The following is a 20,868-nucleotide window of genomic DNA, read 5'->3' as shown; positions in this document are numbered from 1 at the left end:
AGGGCTCTGCAGCAATCTGCTCGTAACACACTTCCAGCACCTTCAGAGCTCATTGCCGCCCGGTGCTTCCAGAACGACGCTGTCTCCCTCGGTGGATTGCATCGACGCGCGACCCAGAGGCGACACCCAATTGATGTGGTTGCGGTCGAGGTCGCCCTCGTCGGTGCCGACTGGATTGACGCGATATCGCCGATGCACCCACCGAGCTACTTGTAGATCCATTCCAGGCCTCCCGCAAGACTGTCCGAAAAGCGCACCGAGCGTGGTTACCGCAGCCCGCTGAAAACAGGATCAGAGATAACAAACGGCGCTGTTTGGTTGGGTGCGGTTGTGGGACAGTAAGGTAAAGGGACGGCGTTAGTTCCATAAAGCCTGGTTCACAATTGCAGCACCGGAATGTCTAAGGTATCTAGGTACCATTGTCGGCGCTGTCTCAATCGAGATTGCCGACAATATACTTCTGTCAGCGCTTCGCGGCTGCTTGGTGTAGATTCATTCTGATTTGCCTGATAATGGTTGCTTATGGGCATCATTCTGGTGATCGAAGACGACATTCGCATTCAAAAGACGCTGCGCCGTTTGTTTGAAGGGGAGAACTACGAAGTTCAAATTCTCCATGACGGAGTGAATGCAAAGAAGGCAGCGAGCGCGCTAGGGGTAGAGGCCGTGGTGCTCGACCTGATGCTGCCGAAGATCTCGGGGCGTGAGGTGTGCCGCAACCTCAAAGAGCAGCAACCGAATCTACCTGTCGTCATTTTAAGCGCGGTAAGCGAGGTAGCGGACAAGGTGCTGCTGCTGGAACTTGGAGCGGATGACTACATGACTAAGCCGTTTAGCCCGCGCGAGCTGCTGGCGAGAGTCCAGGCCGCGATTCGCCGGAGCAACCGCATGGGGGCGAAGGTAAAGGTGCCGAAGGGTTTTGGAGATGTCATCATCGATCTGGATCAGATGGAAGTAGTGCGGGGGGGAGTGCCAATGAGCCTTACCGCGCAGGAGTTCAAGCTGCTGCGATACTTCTTCGAGAATCCCATGCGGGTCCTTTCGCGGCAACAGCTTTTGACAGAAGTTTGGGGGTATGAGGTCTACCCGACGACAAGAACTGTGGATAATCAAATCTTGAAGTTGCGGCAGAAGCTGGAACCAAACCCGACAGAGCCTCGTTATCTAAGAACGGTCCACGGTGCTGGCTACAAGTTTGTTCCCGAAGGTTAGACCAAGGGATCCATTGGCGATGCGAACAGGAGCGAGATGAGACGCGGAAGACTCGGGATTAGGCAAAGTCTGTTCTTCGTCCTGCTGGCTATCGTCATCTCCATGACATCGTTGTTCCTATTGTTGGCCGGCTTTACGGTCAACCGGCAGGTCAGCCGTACGTCCTTGGCCGAGATGCTGCGTTCGCGCAATACCTTTCAGGCAATGGAACAGCAACGGCAAGACCTGCTGCTTCGTCAGACAGCCCTACTGTCCGAGCTTCCCAGCCTGAAGGCGTTGATGACCACCAACCATCAGCCGACCATCATGGACGCAGGTAAGACGTTCTGGCAGACAAGTGGCAGCGACATTTTTGCGCTGATGCGCACGGACGGAACTCTGCTGGCGGTCTACTCCAACGGTCGTTCAGTAGCTGTCAACGATTGTGCACTGGCGCTGGCCCGCTCTCGCGATACACCCTACCGGACCACACTTATGGTCATCTCAGGACGTCTCTTTGAGGTGGCAACCGAGCCTATCTCCTTCGCCGCTGGAGAGCAGCGCCGGGTGCTGGGGTATATCAGTACAGGGTATGAGTTGAACGATCAAATGGCGAGCATGGTGGGGCGTTCCCCCGCAGGACAGGTGGTCTTCGCAACCCACGAAAGGGTTATCGCATCCACGCTCGACGCCAGCCAGAGGCGAAAGCTAATACCTGCAATCACAGCGGGGATGCCTGGAAGGGAGTTCGCGCGTGCTTTGAAGCTCGGGGACGAAACCTATATGGCGTCCTCCGTTTTGCTTCAGGGCGCAACGGGGACAACACCTTCGATCTACCTTGTCCTTTTGCAATCGGACAAAGAGAAAACCGCCCTGCTAAGGGAACTCAATGGCGGGATTTTGGGCATCGGTGTGTTGCTTCTGCTGATAGGCGGCGTCGTTGCATTCGCACTTGCTGGGACTGTCACTCGACCGCTGGACGCCCTGCTGCAAAGTACCCGGCAGATGGAGCGCGGAGAAGTCATCGCTCCGGTGCCTGCGACGGGCCTACAGGAGTTGCGCGAGCTAAGTGAGGCGTTTGAGAAGATGCATGCCGAGGTGTTGTCCAGCCAAGCCAAACTCGTTGAAGGAGAACGTCAAGCCACCATCGGCCGCCTGGCCAGTTCCATCTCACATGACCTGCGCCACTATCTCTCACCCATCTATGCGAATGCGGAGTTTCTCGCTTCCAGTGCGTTATCCAGTGAGGAGCGGACTGAGCTGCTCAACGAGATTACCGAGGCGTCCCGGGGCATGACGGAGTTGCTCGATGCCATTCTCACCTTCAGCAAGACGGGCATCGCTGTGCAGCTTGCGCCGGATTCGGTTACGGCCGCTGTACAGCGTGCGCTGGCGATGATTCAACCGCACCCGGACGCGCGTGGAGTGGTGATTAAGACGGGCGGTTTCGTCGAGTTGGTTGGGCGCATCGACGGGAAGGGACTTCAGCGTGCGGTCTATAACCTGCTTCTCAACGCGTGTCAGGCAGCAAGGCGTTCGCCGTCGCCGGCGGCGATCAGCATCCTGCTTCAACAGGAGACCGACTTGAACGGCAACGCGGTCGCGGCCATCCGCATCCGCGACAATGGCGAAGGTGTCCGCGAGGAGATAGCTCTTCGTCTTTTTGAGCCGTTCGTCAGCGCAGGTAAGGAGAGTGGCATTGGCCTTGGGCTGGCGCTGGTGAAACGCATCGTCGAAGCCCATGGAGGAAGTGCCGGAATGCGGCGGGTCGAAAACGACGCTGCTGGCTGGCAGACAGAGTTTTTCCTGCTCATTCCCTCTGACCCCTCCATGCCCGCTGCCGTTGAGAGCGAAGCTTCTTTGAGGGTAACGCCTTGATCCGCATCCCAAGAAGGCGCTATTTCCGCCAAGTGTCGCCAATCGTCCTGGCTTCATTGCTCTGTATCGTGGCCGCACTCCCTGCCAAGGCACAGACGGAGGGGAGTGCCGATACCTCGGTATCGCAGCAGTTGGAAAAGCTGGCTGCTGCATTGCGCGCAACGCAACAACAGGTGGAGCGGTCCCAGAAGCAGATGCAGCAGATGCAAGCGGAGATTGACCGTCTGCGCTTGCTGCTGGCTGCCAAGGATGCGCTACCGAAATCGGGTGCGACTACGGCAACTCCGACTGCGTCGGCGGCGGCAACCGAGCCCTCTGAGCGCAGCTCAGACAAATCGGAAGATATCGACATTCTCAAGTCCGCATCGGCCCAGCAGCAACAGAGCAAGGTCGAAAGCTCGTCGAGATTTCCGGTGCGGTTGACCGGGTTGGTACTGTTCAACTCCTTCGTCAACCAAGGAACGGTCGATCAGATCGACCTGCCAAGCAGCGCGCTGCTTCCCAGCTCGACCAGCAGCAACGCGAGTACGGGCGCAAGCCTGCGGCAGACGATCCTGGGGCTGGAAGGAACCGGGCCCGTACTGGGTGGAGCCCAGACGAGCGCCCGCGTCAGCATGGACTTCTTTGGGGGAGTTACGGGCTCGGCGACCAGCGGACCAGCGGGGACGGTCCGCCTGCGCACAGCAGCGATCACAGCCGCGTGGACGCATGACTCGCTCGAAGCCAACTATGACACGCCGCTGATCTCTCCTCGTTCACCAGACTCGTTTGCTACGGTCGCGCAGCCTTCGCTGGCATGGTCGGGCAATCTGTGGACATGGGCGCCTCAGTTCATCTGGACGCATTCCTTCACCCTCCAAAACCCCGACCGGGCGCTGTCGTTTCAGCTAGGCTTGCTCGATACGCAGACGCTCAATGCTGCAAGCAACCTGACCCAGCGGTCTATCGGAGCTGGCGAGGCATCCGGCCAGCCCAGCTACGAAACACGTGTCGCCTACAGCTCTGGCAAGGATCAGCATCGCTTTGAATTAGGCATCGGAGGCCTGTACGGTAGGCAGGAATACAAAGGTGACCAGCGGGTAGATACCTGGGTGACTACAGCGGACTGGATGGTCCCCTTGGGTACACGGCTACGTATCGCAGGAGAACTTTACCGAGGTCGAGGCCTTGGCGATCTCGGCGGCGGGGCCTATCGCAACACCGTGACTTACAACTTCCCGAACAGCACGGCGACCTATCTGCGTGCGCTGGACGCAGAAGGCGGCTGGCTGCAGTGGGGCTACAAGCTCTCCGCTACACTGGACGCAAATGCTTCCATCGGTCAGGATTCCGCCTCGGGCAACGAGCTGCGCAACTCGGTACCGTTGTCGGGTGCCAGCCCCGTCTTCTTCTACGCCCGGAACCGCAGCAGCGTAGGCAACCTGGTCTTCCGTCCGTGGTCGTCCATCATCCTTTCGCCCGAGTACCGTCGTTTGCAGAGCTGGCCTATTCTCGGCAGCGTCAACACGGCCAACATCTATACGCTTACGTTTGGGTACCAGTTTTAGTCTTGGATCAGACCAACCATGGAACACATTTGCAGAACAGCGAACATCTATCGCCAAAGCGGACAGGTACTGTTCGCAGTGCTCGTGATGGGCTGCGGCCTTGTGCATCGTGCGTCCGCTCAGACGGATGCAGATGTTAGCGTCCACCTGACAGTGAAAGCCGCTGACGGCAAGTCGCGCGTCCCTTCAGCCAACGCTCCGGTCGTCGTCTGGCTCTCTCCCATTGGTGCTGACGGCCAAACCGATCTCACCGTTAAACCGGGTACCGGCAAAAGCTTCCAGATGGTGCAGAAGGACAAGATGTTCCAACCGCATCTGCTTGTGGTCCCCACAGGGAGTCTGGTTGCCTTCCCGAACCGCGACCCGTTCTTCCACAACGTGTTCTCGCTTTTCAACGGCCGGCGGTTCGATCTTGGCCTCTACGAGACAGGAACATCGCACTCGGTTCCGTTCAACCGTGAAGGCGTCTCCTACATCTTCTGCAACATTCATCCCGACATGGGGGCGGTCATCGTCTCGGTAGCTACACCTTATTTCGCGGTGGCGACGCAAAGCTCCGCTCAACTGCACCAGGTTCCACCGGGCACGTATCTGCTGAAGGTGTGGGCAGAGGACGCGACAGAAGCGAGTCTTGAAAAGGCAACGCGCCGCATCCAAGTGGGTGCAGAGAATACCGATGCGGGCGCGATGGACATCATGCTACAGACGCCACAGCCGCACACCGACAAGTTCGGCAAGCCCTATTCGCAGCATCCGGAAGGCTCGCCTTACTAATGCGGAACAAATGACAACATAGAGACATCTTCCTGACAACTCCCCGCAGCGGCAGTTTTACGTTGAGAGTCGAGCCAAAAGCCAGCGCAGCCCCGCCTGGCGAAATCGCTCCAGGAGGACTCTCAATGACCAACCAACCAAGCATGCCGGCAAGGTCCCGCAGCCTTGCCACGCTCCTTGTCAAAGGCGCAGCCGCTCTTACCCTCACTCTGGCAACTTCCGTTGGCATGGCCCAGACAGCCGGCAGCTATAGCCTCACGAATATCATCTCCGATGGCTACGTTCCCGCAACCGTCACCGACCCCGGCTTCGTCGACCCGTGGGGCATCTCCGGGCCGTCCGACTTCTGGATTGATACCGCCATTACCGGCTACTCCTACGTCAACTTCGCCAATGGGGCGATCCAGTTCAAGACCTCCATTCCCGCGGCCAGCGGCACTGGCACTGGTCAGCCCACCGGCACAGTCTTTAACAGCACCACCGGCTTTCTGCTCTCCAACGGATCAAAGGCCAGCTTTATGTTCGCGTCACTGGACGGCTCCATCTGGGGCTGGAACGGCAAGCTCGGCACCACCGGCAGCATCTCGCTGAAGGCCATTGACAACTCTGCAGCGAAGGCTGTTTACACTGCCATCGCACTCGACCCGAGCGCTGGCGGTACTGTACTGCTGGCTGCGAACTTCGGTGCCGGTGCCAAGGTCGAGGCTTATGACCAGACCTTCAAGCCCACCACGCTAGCCGGTTCGTTCACCGATCCCAACGTCCCTGCCGGATACGCGACATATGCCATCCACGTGATCTCCAACCAGGTGTACGTCACTTATATGTTGCGCTCCACCAGCACCTACAGCGAGACCCTTGGCCCCAATACGGGCTTCATCAGCGTCTTTGACGTCAACGGCAACTTCCTCAAGCGCGCCGTCACCGGCGGCAACCTGAACGCCCCCTGGGGCATGGCACTGGCTCCTGCCGGCTTCGGCATCTACGGCGGCAACCTGCTCGTCGGCAACCTCGGCGACGGCGTCATCAACGTATATGATCCCAACAGCTATGCCTACCTGGGCCAGATCACCGATGCTACCGGCGCTCCCATTCTCTCCAAGTATCCTGGCGCAGGTGTGGCCAGCAGTTACGTTGGCCTTTGGGAGATCGTCTTCGGCAACGGCGTTGTAAATGGCACTCCCTCCACGACGAACGCCGGCGATCCGAACACGTTGTACTTCGCGGCTGGCCTTGATGCAGAGACACACGGTGTCTTCGGCGCGATCAGCCAGAACGCGGCGACAGGAGGCACCACCAACTTCGGCTTCAGCACCTCAAGCTCCGTCGCAACGGTTGCGAATAATGCCGGTGCCTCGCTTACTCTCGCGGTCGCTCCCATCAATGGCTTCAGCGGCCCTGTCACTTTCGCCTGCAGTGGACTGCCTGCGAACTCAACTTGCACCTTCAGTTCGCCAACGCTGACCGTCACGCCGAACGCGAGCGCAACGGAGACTCTTACCATCTCTACAGGCGGCTATAAGGCGAGCAACGAGACTACCCCGTTCCATCACTCCGGCGGCGGAGGCTCCTACACGGTCCTCGCGTTTATGCCCTTTGCCGGCATCTTGCTCTTCGCTGGTCGCAAGAAACTTGGAATCAACCCCAGGGTTCTACTTGTGCTGGTCGGCGCTGCGGTGGGTGCTGCAACCCTTGCTGGTTGCGGCTCATACACCAATACGACGACTCCAGCAGGGACTTCAGCTATCACAGTCACCGCAACATCAGGAACAACGAGCCACACGTCCACAGTCAACCTGACCGTTCAGTAGGTCGTCACTTGATCAAGCAACCCGTAGTCCGTAGTCATCGGAACGGGTTCAAAATTGGGCTTGGGGATGTCCAGCTTTCAGGGCACCCCAGGCTCGATTCTTTTTCAAGGTTATCTTCGGATGGTTTACACGCCCCGAAACGTCTGTGGGATGGACCACAGGCCCCTATTCGTCACAAAACCAGTGGGTTCTGACGTTGGCGGATCCAGAAACTGTTGCCGCCAAGCATAGTGCCAATGGGGCCTCGCGTTGGAAGGGTGCGCTCTGGCACCGAGCATTCATTTATTTGGCTCTTCGTCGAAAGTGTTACCCCATGAACCCAAGAAGCGGGTTGCTGCCGAAGTTCGCCAGATTCGGAAATGCAGAATTAAGTTGCGTCTGACTCAGGCCCAACCACTTTCCGAGCGTGCCAGCATATTGCTCAACGGAGATGCCGGGGATCAGCCGACCGTAGCCGACGTCGTTCTGCTGGTCTGACCCAATGATCGGCCACTGGCCATAGATGTCGCCGCCTTTCACGGCGCCGCCCATCACGATGTGGTGATTGCCCCAGCCGTGATCCGTGCCGTCGCTGTTTGAGGTGAGAGTGCGACCAAAATCGGAACTGGTGAAAGTGGTCACATCGTTCTCGAGACCCATGGTCGTGAGCACTTGGTCGAAGTAGGTGAGAGCAAGGTTCAGCTCGTTCATGCGCGCGCGGTGGGTGGTTACCTCTCCATCATGCGTATCGTATCCATTGTGAAAGACGAAGAAGATCTGGCGCGTCATGCCGAGGCTTGTACGGGCACCGATGATGCGGGCAACTGTCTGCAGACTTGTGGCGAGCGTAGTGTCAATCGCTTTGAATGGAGCCACGGAATCGAGCGAGGCGGGAGGATTTGCGACACCGCCTGGCCCGGCCGGCAGTATGGCGCTGGCCAGCTGCGTCTGAACCTTTACCGATCTTTGCAGGACCGCTTCATATTCCTTCGCGAAGAGATTCGCTTCGCTGGTCTCCAGGACCGATGCAAGCGAGCTGCTTGCCCCGGTCTGTCCATAGATGTCGTTGTAGAGGCCGCTGATCGGTGTAAGGCCGTTCTGCGATACGCTGACCTGCGTGGTCGACTCACCTGCGAGGAAGAGCGCATTGCCTCCGGTGGAGATGCAGGTAAGGACGGGGGTGCTGTTCTGGCCCTGCAACTGATCGGCAAACGATCCGCCCCATCCACGGTAGTCGGTGAGATTGCCATTCGCGGCGATGGACTGCCACTCGTTTGACTGATTCGCGTGGGAGAAGAGTGAGAGAGGCAGGGGAACTGAGTTGGCGTTGTACTGGGTCTTCGTTGTCGGCGCGATCAACGTTCCGGCATTCGCGATAAAAGCGAGCTTACCGTTTTCAAACAGACTCTGCAGGCCAGACAGATACGGATTGAGGCCAAAGGTGTGGCCGAATTGCGGTGTCTTTGGCGAAACGGAAAGCAATTGGCCCGAGGAGAATGCAAGTCCGGGCGCTGCGGCACGGGCCTGCGTGTAGGCGTTGAAGGAGGTCTGATCCGTAGCCACGAGCAGGTTGTGCCCATCGTTTCCTCCTCCCTGAAAGATGCAGACAAGAGCACGATACCCCGAAGCCGGCTGAGGAGTCTGCGCAGCGAGTGCCTGCATACGCAGCAGGAAAGGGCTGGCCGACATGCCAGCCAGGGAAGTATAGGAGAACGACCGGAGAAAGGCCCTTCGTGATCGATCAAACTTGTTCATGCTACCGCTCCTGGTGAGGGTGTAACGCTTCGACGGGTGCGAAGACGGCGTCGGTTATATCTGTGCAGCAAATTCTGGAGAGCTTACGGTGAGGAAGACAGCGAGTCTGACGCGGGTGATAAGAGCGTAGTTCAGATCGTTCTGAACTCCATTGTTCGGTATGACGACGCTGTTGATTGCCGTAAGTATCCTCTGCTGCAGGTCAGCGCTCATGGAGCCAGCCAGCAGGAGAAGATTGATATGGTCGAGGAGCTTTTGCGGATCGCTTGCCAGCGGCAACTCCGCAGAGTAGGTAGAGAAGACGTCAAGGCCGTAGTTGTTGAAGGACGAGCTATCGGCGCCTACAGCGTCTTCCATGTAATTGATGTAGCCGACGACCGAGACGACATCGGTCATCTGCAGCTCAGGCGAGACAAGGCCCGCCGCTGAGATTGAGGTGTTCGGTGGGACGTAACCAGGCTGGAACCAGTTGAAGACTGAAGGAGAACGCAGAGCCATCTCTCCCAGCCCATACTGCCTACCTTCGGGCGAGCCGATTTCGAATCCGCCCGTGTAGGACTGCGCGCTGAAAGCCCTGGCCCATTCAAGATACCGGATGAGACTCTCCCGCACTTTGCCAGCTTGCGGATTGCTGTAGGCCGCGGCAGCGTTCGTGGCTTCGGGATCGAGGAGTATCGCAGAGATAACTGCCTGCATATTTCCACGCACCCCGGTACCGTCGTCCTGAAAGACCTTTGTGACACGCGCAACGTAAGCAGGACTTGGGTTGCTGGTGACCATGTGCTGGATGAGCTGCTTGCAGACGAAGGGTGGCAGATTGGGATGATTAAAGAGCGTGTCCAATGCGATTTTGAGATCGCCATTCGGATCGCTGGAAGAGGACGCCGGTATGGTGACTCCAAGGAAGCTCTTGGCTGACGTCGCATGGTGGCTGGCATAACTCTTCATGGGTAACAACTCAAAGCCGACCATAGAGCCTACGTTGCTCGAACCGTTGCTCCAGTCAACGCTATCGTTTGGAGTGTAATTATCTGGCGCGCCCGCGGGCACGTTGTAGCTGAAGCCGGTAAAGACACTGGCGAGACCTTCGACGTCGGCATTTCCAAAGGTAGGAATTAGATTGCCGCTTCCATCCAGCTTGTTGGTGCCGTCGGCGTTGAGCTGATATAGCCCGATGGTGAAAAGCTGCATCACCTCGCGAGCGTAATTTTCATCGGCGTGCGCGGCCGCATTCTGTCCTTCGTTACCCAGCGTCGAGAGAAACTGTCCCATCTGCGCGTTAAGGGTGACGTCCTCCAGAAGCTTGCGGAAGTTGCCGAAGGAGTCATTTTCCAGAACGTCGAGATAAGTCCCGAAACCGCGGGGCTGCTGCATCGTAGCGCTTCCGTTGTTATTTGAAATTACAAGGAACTGACTGAGCGAATAGGCAACGCGCTGACGGAGTTGATCCTGACCCGTGACCGCCTGGATAAAGAAGCTTTGCGCGATGCCATCGTTATCATTCGTTGTCTGATACAGCGCGGTGTTGCACTTCACATCGTTAGCGGCACAGATGGGCGGCACATCGACTTGCAACTCTTGATCGATGTAAGGCACATGCGAAACGTTGGGCAACGCGAACTGCTCGTTGAGCCACGCTTGATAACCGATGTTCGAAAGATGCTGGATATCACCTGAGGTCGTTCCAAATGTAGCCTGATCGAGGAAGCGCGAGGCGGCCTGCGGCGTAAGCGGAGTTGCTGGCGGCGTGCCATTGACCATCAGGTCCACCTCCCCGGTCGCCGAATACCCAGGATCAGGATTGGCTACCTGCAGCAGGTAGTTGCCGGGAGTGTTCAAGCTCAGACTGGCAGTCAACTGTGTGGGGCTTACCCAGGTGACGGGCGTAGCTGTCCCGTTCACATAGAACAGAGCAGTCGGAAGAAAGTTCAGTCCGGTGAGGTTCACCGTGACGCTGCCAGGATTCGTCGTTTGTGGCGTGATCCCAGTCAAGGTAGGGATCGGATTCAACACAACGATCTCGCGACTATCGGTTGCCACGGGACTTGTCGCACTGGTCGCTGTGAGTATAAGAACATTATTAGGAGTCGGCACAACCGCTGGTGCGGTGTAAGTGATGCTGCCATCGCTGTTCGGTGTGATGGTGCCCAGCTGTGCGTTACCGTTCAAGACGCCGTTGAGTGTCCAGTTGATGCTCGAACTTGGAGCCCCGGTGATGGTCGCACTGAACTTGGACGAGTTCGTGACACGGATTCGTATGCCTCTCTGATTGTCTATCGTCAGGGAAACCGGCCCGTTCGTGCTCGATAGCGTGACGACACTCGTGGAGGGGTTGCCGAGAGACCCACCACCTGTCGTGTCGCCGAGAATCACGGCAAAGTTTTCGGTGCCGGTAAACGGGGTCTGTGCGAGCAGCGGGACAGTGATGGTCTTGCTGGCGCCGTCGCCGTCAGCCCAGTTCAGGTTGCCGGTTGTGGCTCTATATACGCTTCCGGCAGCAGCGGTTCCGTCCACGGTTCGATACTGAACAGAGATAGCGCCACTGGTGCCGTTCGTTCTCGTGACGGTGAGAGCCACGCTGGCAGCGGTTGCGCTCGCACTGTACGAAGATGACGCGAACTGAACAAAACCGGCGGGGTTTCCAGAACTGTTGCCCGAAGAAGCGTCGTTATCGAGAATCGTGACGATGGCGCTGCTTACGGTGCCAAGCGTCGCGATGCCCACAGGACTGTTCAATGTGACAGTGAACGCCTGGCTACCCTGGGTAAGCTGCTGGTCTGTGATCGCGATCGTTATCGTTTTGGCAGCGCCGTCGCCGTCCGCCCAGCTAAGCGTACCTGTAGTCCCGGTAAAAGCGGTTCCACTGACTGCGGTGCTGTTGCTTGTGGAGTATGCCACAGACGTTGCGCCGACCGATCCTCCAACGCGCGTGACAGTAAGAACAACACTATTGGCTGATTCTGCAACGCTGTAAGTTGCACTCTGCATCTGGATCGTCTGCGATGTGGCGACTGGCGTAATGCCAGAAGGACAAGTGCTCGAAGCACCACACTGCAGAAATCTTCCTGCTCCGCATCCTGAAAGGGATGCAAGTGAAAAAACCATCGCCAGAAGGAGTGGAAAACGCAAGACAGGCAACGACGGAAAGTTCAGCCAAAGTGATCCGTGAGCGTAGCCGCTTCGACGTGACTTATACATATGCGGGCTCCGTGGTCACGCGTAACACACGAGTGCCCGTAGATTGGGAGAGATGTAGAGCCTCGCTTGGGCTCTCTGAGAGAGGTTCGCCAACCAGTCGACCTGGGGTTGCAACTTTGCCGTAGTCTACACGATGGGTCTGTAGTTCATCTAGACGGCGCGGACAAGTGATACAAGGTGCATCGTAAGGCGACAACAAGAGGCGCATCAGAGCCGAATGTTTTGACCGCAGGTTAGAACATGATCCCGATATGACGGTGCATACTGCGCTGAACCGTGCGGCCACACAAATTAGCGGGAAGTTCGATCGGGAGCCGCAGGTCGAAGCGGCCATTCGCGACACGATCGGCCGAACCTACATGGACCTCAGACAACTTCTCATTGTTTGAGAAGTATCCGCACTATCTTTTCAACTTCAGCGGCGCTAACCGTTACCGCATGATGAAGGAGTATTATCCGGCTGATTACGAAAAGGTAAAGCAATATGTGGCCGCAGGTCGATGGTTCCCGGCAGGTTCGTCGATGGAAGACAACGACGTGAATGATCCATCGGCTGAATCCATCATCCGCCAGATTCTCTATGGCAAGGAGTACTTCCGCAAAGACTTTGGCAAGACCAGCTCTGGGTACATGCGCAACTGCATCCTTATCGGCGACTGTGCAGTAACTCCTGAGCTGCGCTTCGAGTGCGGTTGGTTGAGCCCACAGTGATTTGATTGTTGACGAGTGTGATTTCGAGGGCAGGACTGTCGATTGTGAGGGTGTCCGTGGCCACGCTGGCAATATCAGCAACGTGCAGGGTTACGACCGCGATCTTCGGAATCAGATCAAGGGGCGCCTTTAGCGCTGGGATGGGGGCGGTAGTGAGTATCCTACCTGCGGCGTCGCGGAGGGTAAGCTTCGAATCCGGAGCGTCGACGGCGCCGAGCGAATGGATGGTGACTTTCATGGTGTGGCCTTCCAGGCTGACGTCGTCGGAGCTGATGCCAAGGTCGGGGCGCTCCCAGTAGGGCGTACCCTTTTCTTTTAGGTTGAGTTCCACTTCAGTGTAGGCGTGGGGTGGGAAGGTAATGGGAAGCGCCGAGCTTCGCTCGAATTCGACCGTCTTCGGTGCCGAGGAGCTGGCGACATCATCACCTGAGTTGGTGTATTTCATCTCCCACTTCCCGGGGCTGATTTCCGCACCAATCATTTTCGCTTTGATGGGAGTGTCACTGAGGTTGTAGGCAACGACCTTGATGTGATCGTCAGTGGCGATGGGAACCAGGATACCGACGGAGGTTTCGGGAGTCGGATTATCAGCAGTGGGTTCGAAGCTCCAACTGATAACGTTTCCTGGAAAGTCCTGATTGCGCATCAGAGCGACGCCACCAAGCCGAGCACGTTGCAGCTCACCGTTGTTGAAGTAAATGCGATCGATCCAAAGACTGCCTTCACGGTTGATGAACTGTCGATCGGAGGCAGTGTGGAGCTGCGCGGTATAGACCTTATCGAGATAGGCGGTATCACCCGTGAGCTGCCAAGCGAAGTGATTGTTGGTCTCGGAAGGTGTGCCATTATCCGTGCGGCGTGAGGCGTCATTCCCCTTCCTTGAAGCGGCGAGCACACTATTCCCCCAAGTATTCCGAACGTTCAGTACATCAAGAGTGTCAGCATTGATAACGCGGAGGGCAGTCGCTGGGTCATCGTTGAAAGGAGCTAAATATTTCTTATCTCCGGTAAAGCGATAGGCCCCCCAAAGGACGAACCACGGTGCGAGTCCTGGCGTGACCTTGTCTTCATTGGTATGGAAATTGACGGTGAAATGCATCTGCATCTTACCGTTTGCATCGGGGCGACGATGCGCCAGGAAACCATCGGCGGTTTCGGTAATCATCCTTTTTGCCTCGGGGTTGCCGTTATAGTCCACAAGGAGAAGTGCAGGGTGATAGACAAAGTAACTCTGTGCCTTGCCCCAACCCCATACCCCACCTTCGGCCATCTTGGTGCCGCTATAGTACGAAGACTTGATCTGACGCTGGCCAGCGGAGTTATATCCGGTAAGCCACTCGGCTTCGCGCTTGGCGGTCAGCATGGCGCGCTCAATCTCCTTGGGGTTGCCATAGTCGATCATCATGGCTTCGCCGACCATATTGATTCCGTCTTCATAGGCATGGAGTTCGTCGTACTGCGCGGTGGCGAGACCGTTGGTGAACATCCCATTGTTGTAGATAGCTTCAAGACCCCGATTGAGCGAGACTCGCAGTTTGTCCGGGTTCGCGCCCATAAGCGCGAGGCCGGGCCACCACTCAAAAAAGTCCGAATCGTCGGAGAGACCTCCACCCATTTCGCCATCAGAGATCTGACGATTGTCGACCCACCAATTGATGAGTCTGCTGTATTCCTCAAGGTCGCGGGTCTGGAGCCACGCCCAGGAAGGAACGCCTGCAGGCGCAGGTGGCGGTGCGTATACACTGGCAGGCTGTTCTGGGCTTTTTTCATGCCAGTACGCCAGGCCAAGCTTATTCGTCGGATCGACGCGGAGCAGATCGGTGATGTCTGCTTCGAAGCGGTTATAGAGGTTAAGCTTGCGCGAGTTTACCGATTCTTCGGTCATATTCGCGAAGTTGTCGCGTACCTGGTTGAGGCGGTCGGCAACATGTTCTGTAAGGGCTTCTGCATAGGGCTTGAATACAAGGCGTAGCTGCGCGCCTTCGAGCGAGGCTGGAGAGAACTCCGGCGAAGCGGACGCTATGGTGAGATAAAGACTTGCGTCGGGAGGCAGAATGCGGTCGCGGAGATCAAGCCAGAGAGTATGCGCCTCTCCGGGCTTTACCGAAAAGCTGAAGTCGAGCATGTCTCGCATAGGCCAGAGAGGGTCTTTCACCCGGATGCTCATCGGGATGTATGGGCCGTTGGTTGGCTTGAGATTGAGCGCGGGGATATCCAAGGAGATGCCGTCGAGGCCTGCGTGCAGGTTTCGCCAGCTATAACCCGTGCCGTGTCCTTCATCGGCCTGAAGATCACGGAAGTCTGAGGGGATAAGAATGTGGACGAGCGGAAGCTGAAGCGTGCAGGTTTCGGCTGGCACGAGTCCCTCGTTTGGCTTTGGATGACAATCAGACGAAGTGGTTGGAGTATTTCGAACTCTCGCAGGGGTAGAACCGGGGCTAGCAACGATCGTCGCGCGTTCGTCAGAGGGATAACGGCCTTTGATGAAGTGCTCAAGAGAGATAAGTGCGGGGTTGTCGACGGCACCAGAGGCCGTGAGCGTATAGCGCAGCGTGGCAAAGCCTTCGGGAGCTTTGCCTGGGTGGACATAGTAGGCCGACAACTCCTGAATGGGCCACTCGATCTGCTCGTTGGTGAAGCGAACAAGCTGGCCGGTCAAAGGTATAGCGAAGTCGTGTGAGGTATGCTGTTGGCCGCGAGGCCGATCAAAGAGTGTCTTGGCTAGCAGAGGCTCGGTGTCGTACTGATCAGGATTGACTGCGGACCCAGGGTCGTTGCTCGGCGTCAAGAGAGCAGCCCTGCCCCATGCGCCACCTTCGATCTCAAGATGGTTCCACTTCTCATCCGGCATGTGGAAGACGATGGACTTGCCAGAAAGCGCGTAGCAATCCCAGTCGGGTAGCTGGAAATAGTCATAGCGGTTAGGCAGTCGAGACCGGTTGTAGACGCCCGGCCAGGTGGTTTCGCGAATGCCGTCTATGCCCTTATACCACCAGCGCTTGAGGTCGTAAGCGTCGTTGATCTGTACCTTGCGCACAGTAGTTTCGGCGGTGGGAAGAGGCGCGGGGATATCGTCCGGACGATTCCAGCCATTGTCGAAGAGCCATTCAGACTGCCAGTTACGGTGGGCTAGATCGCGCGATAGAGATGGAATCTCGGTTGGAGTTTCGTGCTTGGAGAGTTGAGTGATGTTGGTGTCCGATAGGGCGCGGTCGTAGATGCGGAGTTCATCAAGGTCGCCGCCGCGATCGTAGTTGTAACTGGACTCCACACCATCGGGGGCGATGACACGCGAATGAGGGCCAAACTGGTCGAGTGCTGCATCGAACATGCCGGTTGCGGCAGCGGAGCCGATGAGCCTGCCATTCAGGTAGAGGCTAATACCGGTGGTCTCATCCCACGTGATCGCGATGTGCTGCCAGGACATGGGATCAAGTGGCGCGAGGAGCGTATAGCTGACGCGGGTGCGGCCGAGGTTAACATCTGTGACGAAGGCATCAAAGCCGTGGCCGTTGTAGTCGATGCGAAGCCAGACCATGTCCCACGACGAGTGGTCGCCGTAACCGACACGAAAAATTGGAAAAGCGGTATCGTCTACCGAGCTGCGTGCGCGCCAATCGAAAGCCAACGTTCCGCGCTGCGCGTAAATGTTGCCGGGAGCCCAATAGCTAAGGAGCTGCGTATCTCCGCATTGGAGGTAGCTACCCTTAGAGCCATTGGGGAGGATCTTGACGTCCTTGAGGAAGTTGGGATCGGCGAGCCCGCTGGCGGCAAAGTCGGCTTGGAAGCCATGATCCCCGGATAGATAGAAGAGCAGCCCAGGCTCTGGCGTGGGCGGTGAGGAAATTGGTGTTCCGCCCGGCTGCTGAGCAGCAAACTTGAATGTGAAGCAATAGGCCGAGGCAAGCAGCAGGATGCGGAGAAGGCGCGAAGGACGCAAAGATTACTCCCGGAGACTGCAGATCGCGTGCAACTTCATAGAGAGTGAAGACCTGTCGATGAAGTCGGACGAATTATCTACCTGTCAGACAGATCATGGCAAGTCATCGTCACCGCCACGGGCTTCACAGGCCCGCTCCTGAGCACCAATAACACGCACGGCCACGGACTTACTGGGGCAGTGGCGCTTGAAGCGCCAAAGGAACACGTCGCCGCTAACGCACCAGCAGATCCCTACGCTCTAAAGTAGAGCGCAAGAAAGAGGGATGGCCTCCCTAGAGAGAAGGCTACTCAGGCAGTGCATATGTGCCGGTCACGCTGAACTTGCCGGATGCGCCAGGACTCCCAGTTCCAGGCTGCCCGCCTCCCACGCTCACGCTGTAGTCCCCCTCGGAGACGATTGGCGAGCCGAGTTCTGTGACCATGCCGAGATCGCGCGGAGTGAGGTGAAAGTGTACTTTCTGGCTCGCACCGGGATCAAGGTGGATGCGCTCGAAGCTGCGAAGAGCGACCTTCGGAGCTCCCTTGACGTCAGGAAACTTCAGGTAAAGCTGCACGACCTCATCCCCCGCAAGTTTTCCTGAGTTGGTCACGAGGACATCGACGTCTACGGGTTGCCCGGCGGCAATGGTTGATTGGGAAAGCGAGAGGTTGCTGTAGCCGAAGGTGGTGTAGCTGAGGCCGTAGCCGAAGGGGTAGAGCGGCTTGCCCGTGAAATAGCGATACGTGCGGTTCGCCATGCCATAGTCTTCAAAGTTTGGTAGTCCTTCCACGCCTTTGTAGAAGGTGACCGGCAGCCGACCGGCGGGGTTGCTCTTCCCGCTCAATGTTTCGGCCACGGCCGCGCCACCTTCTTCACCGGGATACCAGGCCTCAAGAATCGCGTTTGCGTGGTCGTTGATCCAGTTCACGGCTAATGCGCTGCCGTTCACGAGCACCACAGCAAGGGGCTTGCCTGTCGCTGCGACTGCCTCCACCAAGTTCTCTTCAGGCTGCGGCAGATCGATGCTGGTGCGGTCGCCACCTAGAAAGCCTGGTTCGGTCACGGGCATTTCTTCTCCTTCAAGCTGACTGGTGATGCCCACGACGGCAATCACCGCATCCGCATTGCGCGCAGCGGCGATGGCTTCAGGTGCGACTGCAGGATCGTATTTGCTCCAGATCAGCTCAGCATAGGCGTTGCCGTCCTGTGTGCCTCCGGAGACTTCAAGCGCCACCTTGCGCCCTTTCTCAAGCTTCACGCGGCCCATGACGGGCACAGGGTCATGACCACCGCCATAAGATGAAGCCACCTGTTTACCGTCGACGCTCACGCGAACGGAACCCTGGCTGCGCACACCGAGCAGATACTCCCCTGTATCGGTGGGCGTGAGAGAGCCGGTCCACTCTACGCCGAAGCGCTTGCGGTTCTCGACCTGTTTCGGCATGGTCGATTTGGAAAGATTGATGTTTGGCTCTGTTCGCTCCACCAGCTTCTTGGGCACATCGTCGAAGCCTCGACGGCCTTCGTTGTATTCGGCATGTAGACCAGGCTTACCGTCACTAGTGGTCAGCAGACTGTTGGGGACGGGGGTTCCGTCGAAATGCAGAAACTGTGTGCCGGGCACGTAGGTAATTGTGACACCTGGGAACTGCGCGCGCAGCCCTTCAAGAATGGAGACGATATGAGTTGGGTGCCCCGCATAATTGCCGATGAGCGGCTCAGTCTGCTCCGCCAGTGGTCCCACCACGGCAATCTTGTGGATCTCCGGGTTGAGAGGCAGCAGGCCATCGTTCTTGAGCAGCACCATCGACTCTTCCGCCAACTTGCGCGCGTGGGAGCGGTGCTCAGCGCTATCCAGTTCTTTCTCCTCGATGCTCGTGTAGGGCACCATCGAAGGCGGGTCAAATATACCAAGCTTGATGCGTGCGGTGAACAAACGGACCAGCGCGGTATCGAGCGTGCTTTCTGGCAGGTAGCCCTGCTGCACGGCATCGATGTAAGCCTTCTCGACAGGCTCGCCAAAGCGAGTGGAGAAGGTTACGCACTCGTTATCCATGCCTCGGATAACCGAGATGGCCGCACCCTGTGCTTGCGTGGGCCGATAGCGATGATTCGCTGCGACGTCGCGCACCGCGTCACAGTCGGAGACGACGTAACCTTGAAAGCCCCACTTCCCCCTCAGCTGATCCTGCAGGAGATACTGGTTGGCACAGGCTGGCTCACCGTTTATGGCGTTGTATGCGCACATCACTGAGGCTGCCTTACCCTCGACGATGGCCGCGCGAAAGGCCGGCTCGTAAGTATCGACCTCGTCATGCTTGCTCACGTCGACATCGGCGAAGTGGCGGGTCGGCTCAGGGCCACTGTGAACGGCGAAATGCTTCGGGGTAGCGATACCCAGGTAGTACTTTGGGTTGTCGCCTTGCAGTCCCGTTACATAGGCTACTCCCATGCGCCCCGTCAGAAATGGATCTTCACCGTACGTCTCCTGTCCACGGCCCCAGCGTGGATCGCGAAAGATGTTCAGGTTGGGCGACCAAAAATCGAGTCCTCCCATGATGCCGACGTGGCCTTCGCGAAGGTTCTGCACATGCTTGATGCGGCCTTCGACCCCTATCTGTCCTGCCATGGCGTGTATGCCTGCGGGGTCAAAGGTCGCCGCCAGTCCCACCGGTTCTGGGTACTCGGTGACGCCATCATTGATCACGCCGTGAAGAGCCTCGCTCCACCACTGATAGGCGGGGATATTGAGGCGCGGCACGGCGGCGGAGTTGTTCTGCATCTCCGATGCTTTTTCCGCCAACGTCATGCGATGCACCAGGTCCGTGGCGCGCTCCTCCGGGGCGAGTTGCGGATTCATGAACGGCATGTGCGCTGTCTCCTGCTGCGCGAAAGACGGCATAAGCGGCGCCGTGCACAAGGCGGCGACAGCGAGAGTCCATTTCAGATGATGGGTCATGACATTCTCCAAAGTGTTGCTGGATCTTAGTGACAGGGGTCCGTAAAGCAGAGGTTTTTGCTGAAAAACGGCATGACAAAGTTCTGGAAGCGGTCCGCCACAGCGCTGGTGTGCGTCCCGGGATAAATCGTAAAAGCGTTGACGATGCCGTAGCGGTCAAGCACCGCGTGAAGTTTCGCCGCGTCCAAGCGCAACCCGTCCTGGTCGCCCACGTCCATCGCGATGGCGCGGTACTGCTTAAGACTGCCGATGTACTGGTCCACAAAGGCCAGAGGTGCATTGGCTGCAAGCTTGGCGATGATCTCCGGTTGCGGAATACCATCTTTGGTGGGGAGGTCAAAATAAAGAGGCGGATTCTTTGGGTTGGGTGCCCACGCGGCTGCGGTGGCGTAGGGCGAGGCAGCGAAACCGGGCGATGCGGCAGCGAGTTCTGCTGGCGACCTCGCGGTGATGGCTCTCTTCTCGCTATCGATTGCGCGTTGCTTCGCATCGCCGACCGGCGCCGGGCCGCCGTCCATCAGGGGTGATAGACAGCAGGGACTCATGATGTACAGAGCGCCAAACACATCGGGATGCTTCATCCCAATACGAGAAGCGCCGTATCCACCCATAGAATGGCCTACTAAGCCACGGCTTTCACGCGTCGGCAGGGTACGGTAGTGCGCGTCGATATAGTCCACCAGGTCATGGGAGATAAAACGCTCGAAGTCGCCAGTGGTTACCGAACTGGAATAGAACGATCCCAGATAGACGGTCTTAGAGTCGGGCAGGACAACGATCATCTCCCTTGCGCCCTGCGCAAAAGCACCCTCGATCGTCTGCGGCACGTGGATCTCACCACTCCATTGTTGGGCACCGATGAAGTACCCATGCAGTGCGTACAACACCGGATAGTGGCGTCCGGTGTCGTGCTTATAGCTGGGCGGCAGAAAGACGATCACATCGCGATCGGCTGGCTCGCCTTCAAGGTTGCCCTCGATGGCCGCGCTATGCACCTTGATGTGTTCCACCGTAGCTGGCTTCGCGCCTGGTATCAAAGGCGGGACGATGGTTTGCACCTGCGCTCCGAGCGATGCGCCGCTTGCCAGAGCGATGAAAATGGTGACGCGGTGGAAGAGCTTGCGAGCTTGGAGCATGGCTTTG

12 protein-coding genes are annotated in these 20,868 nt (G+C 57.7%); 6 read left to right on the top strand and 6 right to left on the bottom strand.

From position 1 onward, the window contains the following. Positions 1-42 precede the first annotated feature (42 nt). Positions 43-222, bottom strand: coding sequence for a GreA/GreB family elongation factor (locus tag OHL14_RS11065; protein ID WP_263379406.1), 180 nt, complete (start codon positions 220-222; stop codon positions 43-45). Between the two features lie 300 nt (positions 223-522). On the opposite strand from OHL14_RS11065, the gene OHL14_RS11060 reads away from it, so the two are divergent. From OHL14_RS11060 to OHL14_RS11040, 5 genes are all read left to right on the top strand, one after another. Continuing rightward, complete coding sequence (locus OHL14_RS11060; RefSeq protein ID WP_263379405.1) at positions 523-1,212, top strand: response regulator transcription factor; 690 nt, start codon at positions 523-525, stop codon at positions 1,210-1,212. 36 nt (positions 1,213-1,248) lie between these two features. Next, a complete protein-coding gene (locus tag OHL14_RS11055) occupies positions 1,249-3,069 on the top strand; it encodes a sensor histidine kinase (RefSeq protein ID WP_263379404.1) in 1,821 nt (606 codons plus the stop codon). 68 nt (positions 3,070-3,137) lie between these two features. Next, a complete protein-coding gene (locus tag OHL14_RS11050; protein ID WP_263379403.1) occupies positions 3,138-4,616 on the top strand; it encodes a prefoldin domain-containing protein in 1,479 nt (492 codons plus the stop codon). A gap of 18 nt (positions 4,617-4,634) precedes the next feature. After that, positions 4,635-5,390, top strand: a complete 756-nt coding sequence (locus OHL14_RS11045) for a cupredoxin domain-containing protein (protein WP_263379402.1) — start codon at positions 4,635-4,637, stop codon at positions 5,388-5,390. 125 nt (positions 5,391-5,515) lie between these two features. Further along, positions 5,516-7,201: a TIGR03118 family protein gene (locus tag OHL14_RS11040; RefSeq protein ID WP_263379401.1), complete on the top strand. Its 1,686-nt coding sequence runs from the start codon at positions 5,516-5,518 to the stop codon at positions 7,199-7,201. 306 nt (positions 7,202-7,507) lie between these two features. On the opposite strand, the gene OHL14_RS11035 is transcribed toward OHL14_RS11040, so the two are convergent. Both OHL14_RS11035 and OHL14_RS11030 read right to left on the bottom strand, forming a co-directional pair. Beyond that, complete coding sequence (locus OHL14_RS11035) at positions 7,508-8,869, bottom strand: DUF1501 domain-containing protein (protein WP_263379400.1); 1,362 nt, start codon at positions 8,867-8,869, stop codon at positions 7,508-7,510. A 120-nt stretch (positions 8,870-8,989) separates the two neighbouring features. Further along, on the bottom strand, positions 8,990-11,923 hold the full coding sequence (locus tag OHL14_RS11030; protein ID WP_263379399.1) for a DUF1800 family protein: 2,934 nt from the start codon (positions 11,921-11,923) through the stop codon (positions 8,990-8,992). Between the two features lie 591 nt (positions 11,924-12,514). Between OHL14_RS11030 and OHL14_RS11025 the strand changes: the two genes are divergently transcribed. Continuing rightward, positions 12,515-12,844 (top strand): glycoside hydrolase family 38 N-terminal domain-containing protein, encoded by a 330-nt coding sequence (locus OHL14_RS11025; RefSeq protein WP_317890412.1) that lies wholly within the window; start codon positions 12,515-12,517, stop codon positions 12,842-12,844. Here the strand turns inward: OHL14_RS11025 and OHL14_RS11020 are convergent. The 3 genes from OHL14_RS11020 to OHL14_RS11010 all read right to left on the bottom strand — a co-directional run bounded on the left by OHL14_RS11020 (position 12,780) and on the right by OHL14_RS11010 (position 20,861). Then, entirely contained in the window at positions 12,780-16,784 is a 4,005-nt protein-coding gene (locus OHL14_RS11020; RefSeq protein WP_263379398.1) for a LamG domain-containing protein, read from the bottom strand. The genes OHL14_RS11025 and OHL14_RS11020 overlap by 65 nt on opposite strands. 286 nt (positions 16,785-17,070) lie before the next feature. Then, a complete protein-coding gene (locus OHL14_RS11015) occupies positions 17,071-19,725 on the bottom strand; it encodes a glycoside hydrolase family 3 C-terminal domain-containing protein (RefSeq protein ID WP_263379397.1) in 2,655 nt (884 codons plus the stop codon). Between the two features lie 26 nt (positions 19,726-19,751). Further along, positions 19,752-20,861, bottom strand: coding sequence for an alpha/beta hydrolase (locus OHL14_RS11010; protein ID WP_263379396.1), 1,110 nt, complete (start codon positions 20,859-20,861; stop codon positions 19,752-19,754). Positions 20,862-20,868: the final 7 nt, after the last annotated feature.

Origin of the sequence: Granulicella paludicola (genome assembly GCF_025685545.1) — a bacterium.
GTDB classification, from domain to species: Bacteria; Acidobacteriota; Terriglobia; order Terriglobales; family Acidobacteriaceae; genus Granulicella; species Granulicella paludicola.
Note: the sequence above shows the minus strand (reverse complement) of the source record. Positions and strands in the feature narration are given on the sequence as shown.